The organism is Aurantimonas coralicida DSM 14790 (assembly GCF_000421645.1).
In the GTDB taxonomy this organism is placed as follows: domain Bacteria; phylum Pseudomonadota; class Alphaproteobacteria; order Rhizobiales; family Rhizobiaceae; genus Aurantimonas; species Aurantimonas coralicida.
This window is the reverse complement of the sequence record NZ_ATXK01000001.1, coordinates 811,755-831,179: the sequence shown is the minus strand read 5'-3', so window position 1 is coordinate 831,179 and position 19,425 is coordinate 811,755. Positions and strand designations below refer to the sequence as shown.

The 19,425-nt window shown below is 67.5% G+C and carries 17 protein-coding genes; 12 read left to right on the top strand and 5 right to left on the bottom strand.

The genetic code is table 11. From position 1 onward, the window contains the following. Positions 1 to 119: 119 nt before the first annotated feature. The gene (fni, locus tag H536_RS0103870; RefSeq protein ID WP_024349216.1) at positions 120 to 1,190 is read left to right on the top strand and encodes a type 2 isopentenyl-diphosphate Delta-isomerase; all 1,071 of its coding nucleotides are present in this window, start codon (positions 120 to 122) and stop codon (positions 1,188 to 1,190) included. A gap of 10 nt (positions 1,191 to 1,200) precedes the next feature. Here fni and H536_RS0103865 read toward each other — a convergent pair whose 3' ends face one another. Continuing rightward, positions 1,201 to 2,193 carry a LysR family transcriptional regulator gene (locus H536_RS0103865; RefSeq protein ID WP_024349215.1) on the bottom strand — a complete coding sequence of 331 codons (993 nt, stop codon included), beginning with the start codon at positions 2,191 to 2,193 and terminating at the stop codon, positions 1,201 to 1,203. Positions 2,194 to 2,322: 129 nt separating this feature from the next. Here H536_RS0103865 and H536_RS0103860 point away from each other — a divergent pair, with 129 nt between their 5' ends. The 9 genes from H536_RS0103860 (at position 2,323) to H536_RS0103820 (ending at position 11,818) form a co-directional block, all read left to right on the top strand. Further along, positions 2,323 to 3,360 (top strand): class 1 fructose-bisphosphatase, encoded by a 1,038-nt coding sequence (locus H536_RS0103860; RefSeq protein ID WP_024349214.1) that lies wholly within the window; start codon positions 2,323 to 2,325, stop codon positions 3,358 to 3,360. Between the two features lie 55 nt (positions 3,361 to 3,415). Then, positions 3,416 to 4,291 (top strand): phosphoribulokinase, encoded by an 876-nt coding sequence (locus tag H536_RS0103855; protein ID WP_024349213.1) that lies wholly within the window; start codon positions 3,416 to 3,418, stop codon positions 4,289 to 4,291. Between the two features lie 26 nt (positions 4,292 to 4,317). After that, positions 4,318 to 6,318, top strand: coding sequence for a transketolase (gene tkt / locus H536_RS0103850; protein ID WP_035694443.1), 2,001 nt, complete (start codon positions 4,318 to 4,320; stop codon positions 6,316 to 6,318). Between the two features lie 34 nt (positions 6,319 to 6,352). Continuing rightward, on the top strand, positions 6,353 to 7,435 hold the full coding sequence (gene fba, locus H536_RS0103845) for a class II fructose-bisphosphate aldolase (protein ID WP_024349211.1): 1,083 nt from the start codon (positions 6,353 to 6,355) through the stop codon (positions 7,433 to 7,435). Between the two features lie 174 nt (positions 7,436 to 7,609). Beyond that, positions 7,610 to 9,070, top strand: a complete 1,461-nt coding sequence (locus H536_RS0103840; RefSeq protein WP_024349210.1) for a form I ribulose bisphosphate carboxylase large subunit — start codon at positions 7,610 to 7,612, stop codon at positions 9,068 to 9,070. Positions 9,071 to 9,184: 114 nt separating this feature from the next. Next, a complete protein-coding gene (locus tag H536_RS0103835; protein WP_024349209.1) occupies positions 9,185 to 9,607 on the top strand; it encodes a ribulose bisphosphate carboxylase small subunit in 423 nt (140 codons plus the stop codon). Between the two features lie 128 nt (positions 9,608 to 9,735). Beyond that, on the top strand, positions 9,736 to 10,677 hold the full coding sequence (gene cbbX / locus H536_RS0103830; RefSeq protein WP_029702687.1) for a CbbX protein: 942 nt from the start codon (positions 9,736 to 9,738) through the stop codon (positions 10,675 to 10,677). A gap of 21 nt (positions 10,678 to 10,698) precedes the next feature. Then, on the top strand, positions 10,699 to 11,379 hold the full coding sequence (gene rpe / locus H536_RS0103825; RefSeq protein ID WP_024349207.1) for a ribulose-phosphate 3-epimerase: 681 nt from the start codon (positions 10,699 to 10,701) through the stop codon (positions 11,377 to 11,379). 133 nt (positions 11,380 to 11,512) lie between these two features. Then, a complete protein-coding gene (locus H536_RS0103820; RefSeq protein WP_024349206.1) occupies positions 11,513 to 11,818 on the top strand; it encodes a hypothetical protein in 306 nt (101 codons plus the stop codon). Positions 11,819 to 11,872: 54 nt separating this feature from the next. On the opposite strand, the gene guaB is transcribed toward H536_RS0103820, so the two are convergent. Further along, positions 11,873 to 13,378: an IMP dehydrogenase gene (guaB, locus tag H536_RS0103815; protein WP_024349205.1), complete on the bottom strand. Its 1,506-nt coding sequence runs from the start codon at positions 13,376 to 13,378 to the stop codon at positions 11,873 to 11,875. A 191-nt stretch (positions 13,379 to 13,569) separates the two neighbouring features. On the opposite strand from guaB, the gene H536_RS0103810 reads away from it, so the two are divergent. Beyond that, positions 13,570 to 13,809 carry an excalibur calcium-binding domain-containing protein gene (locus H536_RS0103810; RefSeq protein ID WP_024349204.1) on the top strand — a complete coding sequence of 80 codons (240 nt, stop codon included), beginning with the start codon at positions 13,570 to 13,572 and terminating at the stop codon, positions 13,807 to 13,809. A gap of 67 nt (positions 13,810 to 13,876) precedes the next feature. Here H536_RS0103810 and H536_RS0103805 read toward each other — a convergent pair whose 3' ends face one another. Beyond that, entirely contained in the window at positions 13,877 to 14,914 is a 1,038-nt protein-coding gene (locus H536_RS0103805; RefSeq protein WP_024349203.1) for an MBL fold metallo-hydrolase, read from the bottom strand. Positions 14,915 to 15,107: 193 nt separating this feature from the next. On the opposite strand from H536_RS0103805, the gene H536_RS0103800 reads away from it, so the two are divergent. After that, positions 15,108 to 16,496: an MFS transporter gene (locus tag H536_RS0103800; protein ID WP_024349202.1), complete on the top strand. Its 1,389-nt coding sequence runs from the start codon at positions 15,108 to 15,110 to the stop codon at positions 16,494 to 16,496. A gap of 31 nt (positions 16,497 to 16,527) precedes the next feature. Here the strand turns inward: H536_RS0103800 and H536_RS0103795 are convergent, their stop codons facing one another. Both H536_RS0103795 and H536_RS22375 read right to left on the bottom strand, forming a co-directional pair. Continuing rightward, positions 16,528 to 17,295, bottom strand: a complete 768-nt coding sequence (locus tag H536_RS0103795; RefSeq protein ID WP_024349201.1) for an RlmE family RNA methyltransferase — start codon at positions 17,293 to 17,295, stop codon at positions 16,528 to 16,530. Next, positions 17,292 to 18,617: a Ppx/GppA phosphatase family protein gene (locus tag H536_RS22375; protein ID WP_244495397.1), complete on the bottom strand. Its 1,326-nt coding sequence runs from the start codon at positions 18,615 to 18,617 to the stop codon at positions 17,292 to 17,294. The genes H536_RS0103795 and H536_RS22375 overlap by 4 nt, the downstream gene beginning before the upstream one ends. Positions 18,618 to 19,425 lie beyond the last annotated feature (808 nt).

Sequence of the window (19,425 nt, the reverse complement as noted above, 5' to 3'; positions counted from 1 at the left end):
TTTGTCACGGGTCATTCGCTACACGTAACGTTGCAACTGATGCTAACACGATCATTGGCAAACGCGACGACCGGGGAGCGTCCGGTTTCGCAATCTGCGACGATAGGACATAGGGTTACGTGAGCGTCTCAGGAGACACATCGGCCGCCGGCGACATCGCCGCGCGCAAGAGCGATCATCTCGACATCGTGCTGCATCCCTCGCTGGCGGCGCGGCGGGCCGACAGCGGCCTGTCGCAGATCGTCTTCGAACATGTCGCGCTGCCGGAGATCTCGCTGGCCGAGATCGACCTGTCGACGCAGTTTCTCGGCCGCCGGCTCGCAGCGCCGCTGCTGATCTCGTCGATGACCGGCGGGCCGGAACGGGCGGCGCGCATCAACCGCAATCTCGCCGAGGCGGCGCAGGCTCTCGGCATCGCCCTTGCGGTCGGCTCGCAGCGCATCGCCATCGAGGGCCGCGCCTCGGGCGGGCTCGACCGGCAGTTGCGCGATGCGGCGCCGGACGTGCCGATCCTCGCCAATGTCGGCGCGGCGCAACTGGTGCTCGGCTACGGCCTGACGGAGGTGCGGCGGGCCGTGGACATGATCGATGCCGACGCGCTGATCGTGCATCTCAACCCGCTGCAGGAAGCGGTGCAGTCGGGCGGCGACACGAACTGGCGCGGCGTCCTTGCGGCCATCGGCGAGCTGGCGCGCACGTTGCCGGTACCGATCGTGGTCAAGGAGGTCGGGGCCGGCATTTCGGCGACGGTCGCGCGGCGGCTGGTCGATGCGGGCGCCCACGCCATCGACGTTGCCGGGGCCGGCGGCACGAGCTGGGCGGCCGTCGAGGCCGAGCGTTCGCCGGACCCGGCGCAACGCGCCACGGCGCTGGCCTTCTCCGATTGGGGCATCTCCACGGCGCGGGCGATCGTCGACGTGCGGGCCGCTTGTCCTGAGACCGTCGTCATCGGCTCGGGCGGCATCCGCGACGGGCTGGACGCCGCCAAGGCGATCCGCCTCGGCGCCGATCTCGCCGGCCAGGCCGCCGCCTCGCTCGGCAGCGCGGACGCATCGCCGGAAGCCGCCGTGGCGCATTTCCGGCAGGTGATCGCACAATTGCGGATCGCCTGCTTCTGCACCGGATCGGCCGATCTGGCGGCGCTGCGGCGCGCCGTGCTGCTGTCGCCCGCTGGCCCGGGATCGCTCTGACCTGCCGGTCTTACGCGGGGGACGACGCCCCTGCGGTCTCGTCTGTTGCTGGCGGTGAAGCCGCATCGCCGGCCTCGGCGGGATAGAGCCGGTCGAGCAGCGGCAGATAGCTGGCGCCGCGCTGCATCAGGAAATTCTTGAAGGCGATGTCGGCGGGCGCCGGAATGCGCTCCTTGCGGCTGACGGCGAACCATTGCCGGCGGATCGGCATGTGCGACACGTCGAGGATCGCCAGCCGTCCGGTCTCCACCTCGAAGGCGATGGTGTGGGCCGAGATGAAGGCGATGCCGAGCCCGGCCATCACCGCCTGCTTGATGGTCTCGTTGGAGCCCATCTCGGCCGTGCGCGTCTCCAGCGCGTCGGGATGGTCGCCGAAGAAGATCGCCAGTGCCGCGCGCGTGCCCGAGCCGGGCTCGCGGATGATGATGGTCTCTTCGAGCAGGCGCTCGCGGGTGATCTCGCGGGCGGCGGCCAGCGGATGGTCGGGCGGCGCGATCATCACCAGCGGATGGTCGCCGAACACCGTCGCCTCGACCGGGAACTCGACCGGCGGGCGCCCCATCAGGGCGATGTCCAGCCGGTAGGCGCGCAATTGCTCGATGATCTCCAGCCGGTTGCCAACGATCAGCCGGATCTCGATGTCGGGATAGTCCCGCCGAAAGGCGGCGATCAGCCGGGGCGCGAAATATTTCGCGGTGGAGACGACGCCGAGCCGGATGGTGCCCGACCTGACGCCCTTGATCGCCTGGATCTCGTCGGCGAGCGCGCGCAGGGTCGTCTCGATGGCGTTGGCCGCGCCCAGCACCGCGGCGCCGGCGGCGGTGAGGCGCATGCCGTCATTCGTGCGGTCGAACAGCGCCAGGCCGAAATCGTCCTCCAGCTGCTTCACCTGCAGGGTCACGGCCGGCGGGGTCAGGCCCAACTGGCGCGCAGCCGCGGCGATGGTACGGTGCTCGTTGATCGCCTGGATCGATCGCAACTGGCGCAGTGTCAGGGTTCGCATGGCCTCTTCTAAAAGAATTTATTGATGCCGTAAAGAGAATGAATTTTACTTATGCGCTCGCAGAATCCACCATCCACCCATAGACGAGTGGACGGAGCCGAAGCGCTCGACGCCACTCAGGAGGAATGCATGTCATCGTCTCTCGACGCACATCTGGGATCCGAATGCGGGTCCGACCCGATCGGCCGGCAGGTCGCCGATACCATTCGCCAGCTGTGCGCCGCCTCGATCAAGCTTCGCAACACGATCATCGCGGGGGGCGTCGAAGCCCGGTCCGGCGGCGGCGACACCAATGCCGGCGGCGACGTGCAGAAGCCGCTCGACATCGTCGCCGACCAGATGTTCCTCGATGCCGCCAAGGCCTCGGCGATCGCCGTCTACGGCTCGGAGGAGCAGGACGCCGCGGTGGTGATCGACCCGGCCGCGCCGCTCGCCCTGGCGATCGACCCGCTGGACGGCTCGTCCAACATCGACACCAATGTCTCGATCGGCACGATCTTCTCGCTATTGCCGGTGGGCGATGAGCATCGCTCCGATCCGACCAGCGCGCTGCTGCAGCCGGGCAACCGGCAGCTTGCCGCCGGCTTCTTCATCTACGGGCCGCAGCTCCTGCTGGTGCTGTCGGTCGGCAAGGGAACGCGGGTGTTCCTGTTCTCGCCGAGCTTCGGCGGCTTCGTCGAGCATATCGGCTCGGTGGCGATCCCCGAGGAGACCAGCGAGTTCGCCACCAATGCCGCGAACTACCGCCATTGGGACCCGCAGATCCGCAGCTATATCGACGACTGCCTGGCCGGCGAGGAAGGCCCGCGCGAGCGCAATTTCAACATGCGCTGGATCGCCTCGATGGTGGCCGACTGCTACCGCATCTTCGTGCGCGGCGGCATCTTCCTGTATCTGGGCGACGGCCGGAAGGGCTACACCGAGGGGCGCCTGCGCCTCGTCTACGAGGCCAATCCGGTCGCCTTCTGCGTCGAGCAGGCCGGCGGCGCCGCCACCGACGGGTCGTCGCGCATTCTCGACATCGTGCCGCGTGACCTGCATGCGCGCACGCCGCTGGTCTTCGGCTCGAAGCACGAGGTGGACCGCGTCGCCCGCTACGTGGCCGATCCGTCGGCGCTGACCGATCGCTCGCCGCTGTTCGGCAAACGCAGCCTGTTCAGGACCTAGGCAGGAGGAATGGCCCGGCGCGAGGGAGCGTGTCGGGCCGGGGGGAGGACATCGCATGTCGACCAAGCATCCGATCATCGCGATCACCGGTTCGTCCGGAGCGGGCACGACGTCGGTCAAGAACATCTTCGACCAGATCTTCCGCCGCGAGCACGTCAAGGCGGCCTATATCGAGGGAGACGCGTTCCATCGCTACGACCGCCAGGCGATGAAGGAGAAGATGGCCGAGGAGGAGAGGAACGGAAACCGCAACTTCTCCCATTTCAGCCCCGAGGCGAACATCCTCGACAGGCTGCAGGAGGTGTTCTCGGAGTTCGGTCGCAAGGGGCGCGGCGAGACCCGGCACTACATCCACGACGAGGCGGAAGCGAAGATCTACGGCAGCGCGCCCGGCACCTTCTCGCAGTGGAGCTCGCTTGGCGAGGAGTCCGACCTACTTTTCTACGAGGGCCTGCATGGCTGCGTGAAGACCGATACAGTCGATCTCGCGCCGCTGGCCGATCTGAAGATCGGCGTGGTGCCCGTCATCAATCTGGAGTGGATCCAGAAGATCCACCGGGACAAGGCCAGCCGGGGCTATTCGACGGATGCGGTGATGGACGTCATCCTGCGTCGGATGCCCGACTATGTGAAATATATCTGCCCGCAATTCGCGCGGACCGATATCAACTTTCAACGGGTGCCCATCGTCGATACATCCGATCCGTTCATCGCTCGCTGGATTCCGACGGCCGACGAGTCGATGATCGTCATTCGCTTCGCCAACCCGCGCGGGATAGACTTTCCGTATCTGCTCTCGATGATCCACGGCAGTTTCATGTCCCGCGCCAACTCCATCGTCGCGCCTGGCAACAAGCTCGACATCGCCATGCAACTGATCCTGACGCCGCTGATCCTGCAGCTGATGGAAAGACGCCGACGGGCCTCCTGAGGCCTTCGACGAAAGGAATGCAAACCATGTCTTCGACCGCGAAACCATCGCCCGAAACCACCGACCGCAATCCCCGCGACATGGCCAACGCCATCCGCGCCCTCGCCATGGACGCCGTGCAGCGGGCGAAGTCCGGTCATCCCGGCATGCCGATGGGCATGGCCGACGTCGCCACCGTCCTGTTCCAGAAGTTCATCAACATCGACCCGTCGCGCCCCGACTGGCCGGACCGCGACCGCTTCGTCCTGTCGGCCGGCCACGGCTCGATGCTGCTCTACGCGCTGCACCATCTGGTCGGCTATGCCGACATGGACATCGAGCAGCTGAAGAATTTCCGCCAGCTCGGCAGCCGCACCGCCGGCCATCCCGAATACGGCCATGCGCTGGGCATCGAGACGACCACCGGGCCGCTCGGCCAGGGCCTGTCCACCGCCGTCGGCATGGCGCTCGCCGAGCGCATGATGCATTCCCGCTTCGGCGGTGACCTCGTCGACCACTACACCTACACCATCGTCGGCGATGGCTGCCTGATGGAGGGCATCAGCCACGAGGCCATCGATCTGGCCGGCACGCTGAAGCTGTCCAAGCTCGTGGTCCTGTGGGACGACAACGGCATCTCCATCGACGGCAAGGTCGACATCGCCACCGCCACCGACCAGATCGCCCGCTTCAAGGCGGCCGGCTGGAACACCTGGGCCGTCGACGGCCACGACGCGGACGCCGTCGAGGCGGCGATCGCCGAGGCGCGCAAGAGCGACAAGCCGGCCTTTATCGCCTGCAAGACCATCATCGGCTACGGCGCGCCCAATCGCGGCGGCACCGCCAAGGCTCATGGCGAGGCACTGGGCGACGAGGAGATCGCGCTGGCCCGCGAGCAGCTGGTCTGGAAGTCCGAGCCCTTCGAGCTGCCCGAGGCGGTCGTCAAGGGCTGGCGCGAGGTCGGCACCCGCGGCCGCGAGGCTCGCGAGATCTGGGAGAAGCGGCTGGCGTCGAGCGCCGATCGCGAGCGCTTCCAGTCCGCCGTCGCCACCACGCTGCCGTCGGGCCTGGCCGGTGAGCTCGCCTCCTTCCGGCAGGCCCTGTCGGCCGACGCGCCGAAGGTCGCCACCCGCAAGGCGTCCGAGATGGCGCTGGAGGTCATCAACCGCGTCACCGACATGACCATCGGCGGTTCGGCCGATCTGACCGGCTCCAACAACACCCTGACCAAGGGCATGCAGTCGATCACCCCGGACGACTTCTCCGGCCGCTACATCCATTACGGCGTGCGCGAGCACGGCATGGCCGCGGCGATGAACGGTCTGGCCCTGCATGGCGGCTTCGTGCCCTATGGCGGCACGTTCCTGGTCTTCGCCGACTATGCCCGCGGGGCGATCCGCCTGTCGGCACTGATGGGGCTGCGCGTCGTCTACGTGCTGACCCACGATTCCATCGGCCTTGGCGAGGACGGCCCGACCCATCAGCCGATCGAGCATCTGGCGATGCTGCGGGCGACGCCGAACCTTCTGGTCTTCCGTCCGGCCGACGCGATCGAGACCGCCGAGTGCTGGGAAATCGCGCTGACCGAGCGCCATCGCCCATCGGTGCTCGCGCTGACCCGCCAGGGCCTGCCGACGGTGCGCGCCGGCGATGTCGGCGAAAACCGCTCGGCCCGCGGCGGTTACGTCCTGAAGGAGGCCGACGGCCCGCGCGACGTGACCATCATGGCCACCGGTTCGGAAGTCGAGATCGCGCTCGCCGCGGCCAAGACGCTGGCCGAATCCGGCAAGCAGGCGGCGGTGCTGTCGATGCCCTGCCTCGATCTCTTCGAGGAGCAAGACGAGGCCTACCGCAAGTCGGTCCTCGGCACGGCGCCGCGCATCGCCATCGAGGCGGCCGCCCGGCTCGGCTGGGATCGCTGGATCGGCGAGAACGGCCGCTTCATCGGCATGACCGGCTTCGGCGCCTCGGCACCCGCGCCGCAGCTCTACGAGAAGTTCGGCATCACGCCGCAGGCCGTCGTCGACGCGGCGCTGGAGATCGCGTGATGGCACCGGACCGGTTCAGGAGGGACATCTAGACATGGCAAAGATCACACTGCGCCAGCTTCTCGATCACGCCGCCGAGAACGGCTACGGCGTGCCTGCCTTCAACATCAACAACATGGAGCAGGGTCTGGCGATCATGGAGGCGGCCGCGAAGAGCGACGCCCCCGTCATCATGCAGGCGTCGCGCGGCGCCCGGTCCTACGCCAAGGACATCATGCTGGAAAAGATGATGGAGGCCCTGGTGGAGATGTTCCCCCAGATCCCGGTCTGCATCCATCAGGACCATGGCAATGACGAGCAGACCTGCCTGACGGCGATCCGCCACGGCTTCACCTCGGTGATGATGGACGGCTCGCTCGAGGCCGACATGAAGACGCCGGCCTCCTACGAGTACAACGTCGCGATCACCGAACGGGTGACGCGCATGGCGCACTGGGTCGGCGCCTCGGTCGAGGGCGAGCTCGGCGTCCTCGGTTCGCTGGAAAGCGGCGAGGGCGAGAAGGAGGACGGCCACGGCTTCGAGGGCAAGCTGTCGGAAGACCAGCTGCTCACCGATCCGGACCAGGCGGTGGACTTCGTGCGGCAGACCCATGTGGACGCCCTGGCGATCGCCATGGGCACCTCGCACGGCGCCTACAAGTTCACCCGCAAGCCGGACGGCGACATCCTCGCCATGAACATCATCGAGGAGATTCACGCCAAGCTGCCGAACACGCATCTCGTCATGCACGGCTCGTCCTCGGTGCCGGAAGAGCTGCAGGCCATCATCAACCAGTATGGCGGCCGCATGCGCGAGACCTACGGCGTGCCGGTGGACGAGATCGTGCGCGGCATCAAGCACGGCGTGCGCAAGGTCAACATCGACACCGACTGCCGGATGGCGATGACCGGGCAGTTCCGCAAGGTGGCCATGGAGAAGCCGGAGGAGTTCGATCCGCGCAAGTTCATGATCCCCGCCATGGACGCGCTCAAGACCCTCTGCCTCGACCGTTACGAGCGCTTCGGCTGTGCCGGTCAGGCCTCGAAGATCCGCGTATTGTCGCTCGACGCCATGGCCGCCCGCTATGCCGGCGGCGAACTCGACCCGCGCATCGAAGCGCACGCCGCCGCCGCCTGAGGCGACAACTCTCCCGGCCGGTAACCTGACCGGCCGGGCCCTGCGGCACCGAAACTGACAGCATTGCCTGAATGGACGGCGCGAAACCCCTTTCGCGCCGAAGGGAGACGCTTGTCCGAAATCCGCCGGAAACGGCGCTGCGGACGCAACCGGGATCAACGAAGGAGGACCGTCATGGATCAGGGCTCGCAGACCATCAAGGGCAAGGACCGCTACAAGTCCGGTGTCATGGAATACCGCAAGATGGGCTACTGGGAGCCCGACTACGAACCCAAGGAGACGGACGTCATCGCCTGTTTCCGGATCACGCCCCAGGACGGCGTCGATCCGATCGAGGCGGCGGCGGCGGTGGCCGGCGAATCCTCCACCGCGACCTGGACCGTCGTGTGGACCGACCGGCTGACGGCGGCCGAGAAGTACCGGGCCAAGGCCTACCGCGTCGACCAGGTGCCGAACACCGGCGACCAGTATTTCGCCTATATCGCCTACGATCTCGACCTGTTCGAGAACGGCTCGATCGCCAATCTGACGGCCTCGATCATCGGCAATGTCTTCGGCTTCAAGCCGCTGAAGGGCCTGCGGCTGGAGGACATGCGCCTGCCCACCGCCTATGTGAAGACCTTCCAGGGGCCGGCGACGGGCATCGTCGTCGAGCGCGAACGGCTCGACAAGTTCGGCCGGCCGCTGCTCGGCGCCACGGTGAAGCCCAAGCTCGGCCTGTCGGGCCGCAATTACGGCCGCGTCGTCTACGAGGCGCTGAAGGGCGGGCTCGACTTCACCAAGGACGACGAGAACATCAACTCGCAGCCCTTCATGGATTGGCGCGAGCGGTTTCTCTACTGCATGGAGGCGGTGAACAAGGCCCAGGCCGCCACCGGCGAGATCAAGGGCACCTATCTCAATGTCACCGCCGCCACCATGGAGGACATGTACGAGCGCGCCGAGTTCGCCCGGGATCTCGGCTCAAACATCGTGATGATCGACCTCGTCATCGGCTGGACCGCCATGCAGTCCATGGCCAAATGGGCGCGGCGCAACAACATGATCCTGCATCTGCACCGGGCGGGCCACTCGACCTATACCCGCCAGAAGACCCACGGCGTGTCGTTCCGCGTGATCGCCAAATGGGCGCGGCTGGCCGGTGTCGACCACATCCATGCCGGCACGGTCGTCGGCAAGCTGGAAGGCGATCCGGCGACGACCAAGGGCTATTACGACATCTGCCGGGACGAGTTCACCCACCGGAAGCTCGAGAACGGCATCTTCTTCGACCAGCCCTGGGCCTCGCTGAACAAGATGATGCCGGTGGCCTCGGGCGGCATCCATGCCGGCCAGATGCACCAGCTCCTCGATCTTCTCGGCGAGGACACCGTGCTGCAGTTCGGCGGCGGCACGATCGGCCATCCCATGGGCATCGCCGCCGGCGCGACCGCCAACCGGGTGGCGCTGGAATGCATGGTTCTCGCCCGCAACGAGGGCCGGGACATCGTCAATGAGGGACCGGAGATCCTGCAGGAGGCGGCCCGAAGCTGCACGCCGCTGCAGCAGGCGCTCGAGACGTGGAAGGACGTGACCTTCAACTACACCTCGACCGATTCCCCCGACTACGCGGTGACGGCGACGGCCTCGGCCTGATCCATCCCGCGTCAGGACGGGGCGAGCCTCCCAACGCCCCGTCCTCCCCATCGTTCGAACCCGGCCGGCGCGGCTTGCGAAGCCCGGCGCCGCAACTCGAAGAGGATATCAACCATGCGCATCACCCAAGGGGCCTTCTCGTTCCTGCCCGACCTCACCGACACGCAGATCACCGCGCAGATCCAGTACTGCCTCGACAATGGCTGGGCGGTGAATCTGGAGCACACCGACGACCCGCATCCGCGCAATACCTACTGGGACATGTGGGGCCACCCGATGTTCGACATCGCCGATGCGGCCGGCGTGATGATGGAGTTCACCGAGTGCCGCAAGGTCCATGGCGACCGCTACATTCGCATGTCGGCCTTCGATTCCACCGCGGGATGGGAGTCGGTGAAGCTGTCCTTCATCGTCAACCGGCCGGCCAACGAACCGGGCTTCCGGCTTCGCCGCTCGGAAATGGAAGGCCGCACCATCCGCTACACGACGGAATCCTACGCTGCCGACAGGCCGGAAGGCGCCCGCTACGCCGAGTAGTCGTCGGTTGAGCCGCTCCCTCTCCCGGCGGGGAGAGGGAGGATGCGGGTAGAGCAGCAGACGGGGAGGGCGGCTTCGCCCGCCATTCCAGCCTGTGACCGCTGCGCGATGGATTGAGGAGCAGGACGATGGATGCAGAATCCGAGACCCAGGACGCGCCGGGCGAGGACACGCCCACGGCCATCGATCTCCGGCAGGAATATCGCGATGCCGGCGTGGCCGATGTTCTGGACGAGCTCGACCGCGAACTGATCGGCCTGGCGCCGGTCAAGAAGCGCATTCGCGAGACGGCGGCGCTGCTGCTCGTCGAGCGGGCCCGCAAGCGGCTGGGCCTCGCCCACGACACGCCGACGCTGCACATGAGCTTCACCGGCAATCCCGGCACCGGCAAGACCACGGTGGCGATGAAGATGGCGAACCTCCTCCACCGCCTCGGCTATATCCGCAAGGGGCATCTGGTGTCGGTGACCCGCGACGATCTGGTCGGCCAGTATATCGGCCATACGGCTCCCAAGACCCGCGACATCCTGAAGAAGGCGATGGGCGGCGTCCTGTTCATCGACGAGGCCTATTATCTCTACCGGCCGGAGAACGAGCGCGACTACGGCCAGGAGGCGATCGAGATCCTGCTGCAGGTGATGGAGAACCAGCGCGACGACCTCGTGGTGATCCTCGCCGGCTATGCCGACCGGATGGACACCTTCTTCGCGAGCAATCCCGGCTTCCGGTCGCGCATCGCCCACCACATCGACTTTCCGGACTATTCCGACGACGAATTGCTGGAGATCTCGGTCGGCATGCTGGAGCGCCAGAACTACCATCTCACCGGGGACGCGAAGGCGGTTCTCGCCCGCTATATCGCGCGGCGCCGGACGCAGCCGCATTTCGCCAATGCCCGCTCGATCCGCAACGCCCTCGACCGGGCGCGGCTGCGCCAGGCCAACCGATTGTTCGAGCTGGACGGGGGGCCCTTGAACGCAGAGGCGCTTTCGCGCATCGAAGCAGCTGACATCGCCGCCAGCCGCGTCTTCGCCGGCGCGGACCCGGAACCGGCCTCGGCGCCGGGCTGACAGAACAGGCAGGAGACTGAAATGGCCAAGCCCGTCATCATCGCCCCCTCGATCCTCTCGGCCGATTTCGCGCGCCTGGGCGAAGAGGTGGTGGCCGTCGACCAGGCCGGGGCGGACTGGATCCATCTCGACGTGATGGATGGCCATTTCGTGCCGAACATCACCTTCGGCCCGCCGGTCATCAAGGCGGTGCGCGGCGCCTCGCAGAAGATCTTCGACTGCCATCTGATGATCGAGCCGTGCGATCCGTATCTGGAAGCCTTCGCCGAAGCCGGCTGCGACTACATCACCGTCCATGCCGAGGCGACGAAGCATCTCGACCGGTCGCTCCAGGCGATCCGCAATCTCGGCAAGAAGGCCGGTGTCTCGCTCAACCCGTCGACTCCCGAGGACGTCATCGCCTATGTGCTCGACCGGCTCGACCTGGTGCTCTTGATGACCGTCAATCCGGGCTTCGGCGGCCAGGCCTTCATTCCTTCAGTCGTGGAAAAGGTGCGGCGTGTGAAGGCGATGATCGGCGACCGCGACATCCATATCGAGATCGACGGCGGCGTGACGCCGGAGACCGCGCCGCTGGTCGTCGAGGCCGGCGCGAACGTGCTGGTCGCCGGATCGGCGGTGTTCAAGGGCGGCACGCCCGAGCATTACCGCGCAAATATCGCGGCGATCCGCGCGGCGGGGAGCGGGGCCGTCGCCGCCTGAGCGGATGGCGAACGGAGGAGTTGTCTCGACTGCCAGCGTCGTTAGCCGGACAGTGATTTCGGCGAGTTTAGCAAGGGAACCGACAGGAATATTCTCTCGTTCCGTCCTTGGCTATATCCGGGATGGAGAGTTGATGATGCCTGTTCAGAAGCTGAGAAACGGAACCGGGCGGACGCGGCACCTCGACAATCTCGTCGATGTGACGGAAATCCTGCAGGTCGATATCGCCAGGCGGGAGATCACGGTGCGCGATGCCGCAGGCCCGCGGATCGTTCCGGTACGCGAGAGCTTCTTCATGCGCTCGATCCCGCGACCGGGCGACGTCCTGATCGCCTATGCCGACGGCCATCTGTCCCATGCGCGGACCTGGCCGAAGCCGATCGCCAATTCGAACCTGGTGCCGCCGGTGCAGCAGACCGAGCGGGTCGCCCGGGTCTGACACTCGGACCGCTGCAGCGCTCCCGCGATAAGCAGGAAGCGCCGACTTCTCTTCTCAGACCAGTTGGCCCGGATAGTTCGGGCTCTCGCGGGTGATGGTCACGTCATGGGCGTGGCTCTCGCGCAGGCCCGCATTGGAGATGCGCACGAAGCGCGCATCGCGCCGGAAATCCTCCAGCGTCGCCGCCCCGACATAGCCCATGGCCGCCCGCAGGCCGCCGGTCAGCTGATGCAGCACGGCCGCGACCTGCCCCTTGTAGGCAACCTGCCCCTCGATGCCCTCGGGCACCAGCTTCAGCGTGTCGCGCACTTCCGCCTGGAAGTAGCGGTCGGCCGAGCCGCGCGCCATGGCACCCACCGAGCCCATGCCGCGATAGGCTTTGTAGGAACGGCCCTGGTGCAGGTAGATCTCGCCGGGGCTCTCGTCGGTGCCGGCCAGCAGCGAGCCGATCATCGCGGCCGACGCACCGGCGGCCAGCGCCTTGGCCAGATCGCCCGAGAACTTGATGCCGCCATCGGCGATGACCGGGATGCCCGCCTTGTTGGCTTCCTCGGCGGCGCCCATGATGGCGGACAGCTGCGGCATGCCGACGCCGGCGACGATGCGGGTGGTGCAGATCGAGCCGGGGCCGATGCCGACTTTGACGCCGTCGGCGCCCGCGTCGATCAGCGCCTTGGTGCCGTCCGGGGTCGCCACGTTGCCGGCGAGGATCTGGACCTCGTTGGACATGCGCTTCACCCGCGCGACGGCGTCCAGCACCTTCTGGGAATGGCCATGGGCGGTGTCGATGACGAGCAGGTCGATGCCGGCGTCGATCAGCCGCTCGGCGCGCTCGAAGCCGTCGTCGCCAACGCTGGTGGCGGCTGCCGCGAGCAGCCGGCCATGGGCGTCCTTCGAGGCGCTCGGATTGAGCTGCGACTTCTCGATGTCCTTGACGGTGATCAGCCCGATGCAATGGTGCTGGTCGTCGACGACCAGCAGCTTCTCGATGCGGTGATGATGCAGGAGCCGCTTGGCCTCGTCCTGATCGACATTGTCGCGGACCGTGATCAGCTTTTCCTTGGTCATCAGCTCGTGGATCGGCTGGCGATCGTCGGAAGCGAAGCGCACGTCGCGATTGGTCAGGATGCCGACCAGCCTGCCGCGGTTCTGACCGCCCGAACCGCCATTCTCGACCACCGGAATGCCGGAGATGTTGTGTTGGGTCATCAGCGCGCGAGCATCGCCCAGCGTCGCGTCGGGCCCGATGGTGACCGGATTGACCACCATGCCGCTTTCGAACTTCTTGACCTGGCGAACCTCTTCGGCCTGCTCGACCGGGGTGAGATTGCGGTGGATGACGCCGATGCCGCCGGCCTGCGCCATCGCAATGGCCAGCCGCGCCTCGGTGACCGTGTCCATCGCCGCAGACAGGATCGGGATGTTGAGCTTCAGCGTGCGGGTGATCGCGGTGCGCACGTCGACCTGGCCCGGCATGACTTCCGAATGCCCCGGCTGCAGCAGGACGTCGTCGAAAGTCAGTGCTGTGCCGCCGGTTGCGGTGTCGATGATGCGGGCCATGCCAGTCCTCTTGAACGATGCGTCCGCCGGCAGGAGCGCGAGTCGGCGGGAGAAGGATTGGCAAGGGCTGCTAGCACGCCATCATGACATTGGAAAGCGGGGCTGACATTCGGCACCCCCGTCCGCTTGACGCGGTGTGCCGGCTCTGGGAGATGGTCGTAAGGACAGCTTAGGAACGGTATCTTCCAGACATGACCATCGGACAATTCCGCGCATTGGGGCTGGCAGCCCTGATGATTCTGGCGCTCGGCGCCGAAGCCCATGCCGCCAGTTGCAAGAGCTATCGAAGCTGCCGTGAAGCCGTGATCGCATGGTGCGCCGGCCAGCATCCGCGGGCCGACGGGGACAATGACGGCATCCCTTGCGAGAATGTCTGCCGGTCGCGTGCCGATGTCGTGGCGATCATGGCCGAGATCGGCTGTTCGCGCTGATTCTGAGCATCAAGGACCGGGGCGGAGCCGATGGCTCCGCCCCGGTCTGGAAACGTCGGATCGCCGATCAGGCGTCCGCGTCGACATCCAGCTGGTAGGTTTCCGGAATGAACCGGTAGCCTCCGCCGTCCAGCTTTTCGGCATAGCCGATGGCCGGGAAGGGCATGTGGTAGCCGATGAACGGAATGCGTTCCTCGGCGATCCGGTCGAAGACACGCTTGCGGGTTGCGGCCGCCGCGTCCTTGTCTTGGTCGAACTTGACCTCCCAGTCCGGCTTCTGGAGCGAGGCGACGAAATGGTTGGCGGTGTCGGCGGTCAGCCACAGGCGGCGGTCGCCGGACGCGATCTCGAAGATCAGGTGGCCGGGGGTGTGACCGAAGGCCTCTATGGCGGTGATGCCGGACACGACCTCGTCACCCTCGGCGACGAAGGTCATCTTGTCCTTGAGCGGCACGACCATCTGTTCGACCAGCTTGGCGCCACCGGCCCGATCGCCGTTCCTGGCTTCGTCCGACGTCCACCAGTCGAACTCGGCCTGGCCGGCGACATAGCGGGCATTGCGGAAGGTCGGCTCGCCGCCGGTCATCAGGCCCTGGATGTGGTCGCCGTGGAAATGCGTGAGGACCACGATGGTGACGTCGTCGGGGCCGTAGCCGGCTTCCGCCATCCGCTCGACCAGCTTGCCGAAGCCGTTCTCCTTGCCGGACTCGCCGAAACCGGTGTCGAACAGGACGAGATTGTCGTCGAGTTCGACGAGAACCGGGGTGAAGCCGTTCACGAACTGGGTCTCGGGCAGGTAGTTCGCCCGCATCAGCTCGGCCATCGCCTCCTGGCTCTGGTCGGCGCCGAAGGTGGGGTAGGGGCCTTCGCCGGGCCGCAGGCCGTCGAGGATGGTGGTGATGCGGGCATCGCCGAGTTCGATCCGGTGCCAGCCCGGCGACGGCATGCGCGCCCGTTCGCTGGCCGCCGCTGCGGCCGTCGACTGGTCCTGCGCATGGGCTTCGCGGCCCTGCATGATGCCGGTCATGGCCGCGCCGCCGGCGGCTGCGAGTTGCAGGGCCGTGCGGCGGCTGAAGAGAGATCGTGCATCGGTGGGCTTGCTCATGGAAACCTCGTATCGTCGAAGATCGGAATGAGAATGGGTGCACGCATGCCAACTGGCCCGTCGAAGACGGCCGGCAACCATTCGCACGGCTTGTTGAAGAGGCGCCGGGCGGACGGGCTGCCATTTCGCCGGCTTCGGCCTATGTCTTCCCAGCGTCCCTAAGCCCGCCTTACCCATACCCCGAGGACCGCAGTTGAACCGCATCGTTCCGGTCGTGCTCGCCGTCGCGCTGTTCATGGAGAACATGGACTCGACGGTCATCGCGACCTCGCTTCCGGCGATCGCCGCAGACATCGGCACGAGCCCGATCGCGCTCAAGCTCGCCCTGACCAGCTATTACGTGTCGCTGGCGGTGTTCATCCCGATCTCCGGGCGGATCGCCGATCACTGGGGACCGAAGCTCGTCTTCCGGCTGGCGATCGCGGTGTTCGTTCTCGGTTCGCTCGCCTGCGCCATGGCGGATTCGCTCGGCGCCTTCGTGGTCGCGCGCTTCCTGCAGGGCATGGGCGGCGCGATGATGACGCCGGTCGGGCGGCTGCTGCTGGTGCGGGCCGTGCCGAAATCCGACCTCGTCGGCGCCATGGCCTGGTTCACTATTCCGGCGCTGATGGGGCCGCTGATCGGACCGCCGGTGGGCGGCGCCATCGCGACCTATGCCGACTGGCGCTGGATCTTCCTGATCAATCTGCCGATCGGCGTTGTCGGCATCTGGCTGGCCGGGCGGTTCCTGCCCAAGGTCGACCGGGTGTCGGGCGTGCATTTCGACTGGCCGGGCTTCCTCCTGTCGGGCTTTGCCTGCGCCGGCATCGTTTTCGGCCTGTCGGTGGTGTCGCTGCCGGCACTGCCGCCGGCCTTCGGTGTCGCCATGGCGCTCGCCGGCGCGGTCGCGGCGGGCCTGTTCGTGCGCCATGCGCGCCGCATCGACCAGCCGGTGCTGCGGCTGTCGCTGCTCAGGATCACCACGCTGCGCGCGGCCGTCACCGGCGGTGCGCTGTTCCGCATCGGCTCGGGCGCGGTGCCCTTCCTCCTGCCGCTGATGCTGCAGCTCGGCTTCGGCTATACGCCGCTGGAATCGGGCCTCGTCACCTGCGTTGCCATCGGCGGCGCCATGGCCATGAAGCTCCTGGCCAAGCCGATCCTGCAGCGCTTCGGCTTCCGCACCACGCTGGTCGTGACGACCATCGTCGGCGGTGCGCTGACGGCGGCGCTGGGCCTTTACCGGCCCGACATATCGCTGGCCGTCCTGATCCCGCTGCTGCTCGTCGGCGGGTTCTTCCGCTCGCTGTTCTTCACCTCGATCAACGCGCTGGCCTTTGCCGACGTGCCGCGCGAATCGACGGGCGACGCCACCGCGATGATGGGCGCACTGCAGCAGGTGGCGATCGCCACGGGTGTCGCGCTGGCCGGAGCAGTCCTCGAGATCGGCATGGTGATGTCGGGCCGCGACATGGCCGCGCCGGTGGATTTCTCCGCCGCCTTCCTCGTCGTCGGGCTGGTCACCATGTCGGCGGCCTTCGCCTTCATCCCGATGGGGCGCGAGGCGGGCAGCGAGGTGTCGGGCCGCCGGGTGCCGGCCGAGTAGGGCGGCACGGCTCCCGACACGTCAGAAAGCTTCAGCCGAGCGGGCCGGCGTCCTCGTCGGCCTGGTCATGGATCCGGGGATCTTCGACCTCGTCGCCCAATTCCTCGGCTTCGGCGCGTTTGCCCTTGAAGCTCTTGGCGAGGATGTAGAGCTCCACCGAGCCCTCGCGGGAGGCGGGCGGCTTGACGTGATGGACGCTGACGAAGTGGCGCTTCAGCAGCGTCAGCAATTCGCGCTCGGTGCCGCCCTGGAAGGTCTTGGCGAGGAAGTGCCCGCCCGGCTTCAGGGTGCGGATGGCAAAGTCGGCGGCGACGTCGCAGAGATGCATGGTCCTGATGTGATCGGTCGGACGATGGCCGGTGGTCGGCGCGGCCAGATCCGACAGGACGATGTCCGGCGCCTCGCCGAGGGTTTCCATCAGCTTGTCGGGCGCTGCATCGTCGAGGAAGTCCATCAGCAGGATCGTCGCGCCGGCGACCGGCTCGACCGTCAGATAGTCTATGCCGACGACCCGCACGTCCGCGGCCGTCGAGCCGGTGCGATCGACGGCGACCTGGCACCAGCCGCCGGGCGCCGCGCCCAGATCGACGATCCGGTGGCCGGGCTTCAGCAGCTTGTAGCGGTCGTCCATCTCGATCAGCTTGTAGGCCGCGCGCGAGCGATAGCCGTCGGCCTTGGCGCGCCGCACATAGGGGTCGTTGAGCTGGCGCTCGAGCCAGCGCCGGGACGAGAGCTTGAGCCCGCGCTTCTTCTTGACCTTGACGGTCATGCCTCGACTGTCGCTGCGTCCGCCGCTCATGTCCCGGTATTCCTTGTCGGATCCCTGCGGCGCCAGACGCCGTCAGCGACCATCATTTCCATCAGAAGGCCCTCGCGCAGGCCGCGATCGGCCACGCGCAGCGTCGGGGCCGGCCAGACCCTGCGGATCGCCTGCAGGATCGCGCAGCCCGCCAGTACCAGATCGGCGCGATCGCTGCCGATGCAAGGGTTGGCGATGCGTTCCTCGAAGCTCCAGCCGGCAATGCGGGCGACCAGCTCGTCGGCTTCCAGATCCGTCAGCCAGAGGCCGTCGACCTGGCGCCGGTCGTAGCGCTCCAGCTTCAGATGCACGCCGGCCAGCGTCGTGACGGTACCGGAGGTGCCCAGGAGGTGGAAGCGATCGGTGCCGACCAGCGCGCCGAGCTTGTCGCGGCCCTTGAAGCCGCGGATCATCTCGACGGTTTCCTGGATCATCGCCTCGAAGATCTCGGGCGTCACATCGCGGCCGCCATGGCGTTCGGCCAGGGTCACCACGCCGACCGGCAGCGAGGTCCAGGCGACGATCTGCTTCGACAGCCGGCGGGTGTCGCGACCGCGCAGGTCGAGCAGCGCGATCTCCGACGAGCCGCCGCCGATGTCGAACAGCACCGCGCCGCGGGCCGAGCGCTCGATCAGCGATCCGCAGCCCGACACGGCCAGCCGCGCCTCGGTCTCGCGGGAGACGATCTCCAGTTCCAGCCCGGTCTCGCGCGCCACCTGCTCGATGAATTCGGCGCCGTTGGCCGCGGCGCGGCAGGCTTCCGTCGCGATCAGGCGGCAACGCACGACATCGCGCGCCGACAGTTTCTGGGCGCAGATCGCCAGCGCTGCGATCGCCCGGTCCATGGCGCCGCGCGACAGGCTGCCGGTGCGGCTGAGGCCTTCGCCGAGGCGCACGATGCGCGAGAAGGCGTCGATCACCCGGAACTGGCCGGGCCGGGTCGGAATGGCGATCAGGAGCCGGCAATTGTTGGTGCCGAGATCGAGGGCGGCATAGACCGGCGCCCGCCGCACGGGCGGCGGCATGGGCGCGGCAGGCACCGCGGGCGCCGCGTGGTCGTTGGCTGCGGGGCGGGGGGCAGGCTGACTGAGCGGCGCGGCTGGCGAGCCGGTATCTTCATGGGCCGGCGCGGGCGGTCCGCTGGCCCCGGCAAAGCGCCGCGACCGGCGCCGACGCGGCTTGCGCCCCGGCTTAGGCCGCGCGGGTGGATCCGCCGGCGCCTCGTTCGCGGCGGTGTCCGCAGGCGCGTCGACGCGGGCCGCGGGCGGGGCCGCAGCGTTCTTGCCAGCCTTGCGCCGCCGGCGGCGCTTGCGCTTGGTCAGCGGCGCGCCGTCGACGGTAGTCGAGGAGGCAGAATCAGCCTGCGCGCCCGTCGGTGGCGCATCGGCGGATGCTCCGCGAGGGGCGGCTTCATCCTTGCGGGCGTGCGGCGTCGCCGGCTCGCTCGACCCGGATGTCTCGGGCGCGGAGGCGCGCTGCCCGGACGCGGCTCCTTGGCCGGGGCGGGCCCGTTCCTTTCGCTGATCCTTCCGTCCGGAGCCGGACGGGCCGCGCGGACCATTGTCGCCCGGCCCATCGGCATTGCCGGGTTCAGGGGCAGGGCGGTCGTTCAGGGTGTCCGCCGTCCCGCGCTCATGCCCGTGCCGGGCTCCTTCGTCCGGTGCAGAAGCCGACCTGCCCGCGCTCCGCGCCGGGCTGTCGGCGCTGTCCGGCGCCTTCGCCGACGAATGCACCGCCGTGCGGCGTTCCGGACCCGTCGCGGCGTCGGGCGAGGGCGTCTCGGCATGCGGACGATAGGCCGGGGCTCTGGGCCTTCCGGCTGGAATCAACGATGGACGGTTTCTCCCACCGATTTCATGGTCACTCACACTGTCTCTCCGGCGCCGCGCTCGAACGGGCAACGCCTCAGGTTGCTTGGTTAAGGCGAGTGTACCAAGCCGGGGGTGAGGTGCAAGGGCAGGCGAAAAACGGGGCGACGATTGCCGCCGGAAGCCCCGGTGCCAGGCATCTGGAGGGCCGCCGAACGCGCGCATGACGCCGGATGCGAAATTTTCCCCGACAAAGGGTTCACAGCCGCCCCTCACATGAGTATATGGAGGCCGTCACGCCGCGGCGACGCTCGGCTGACCG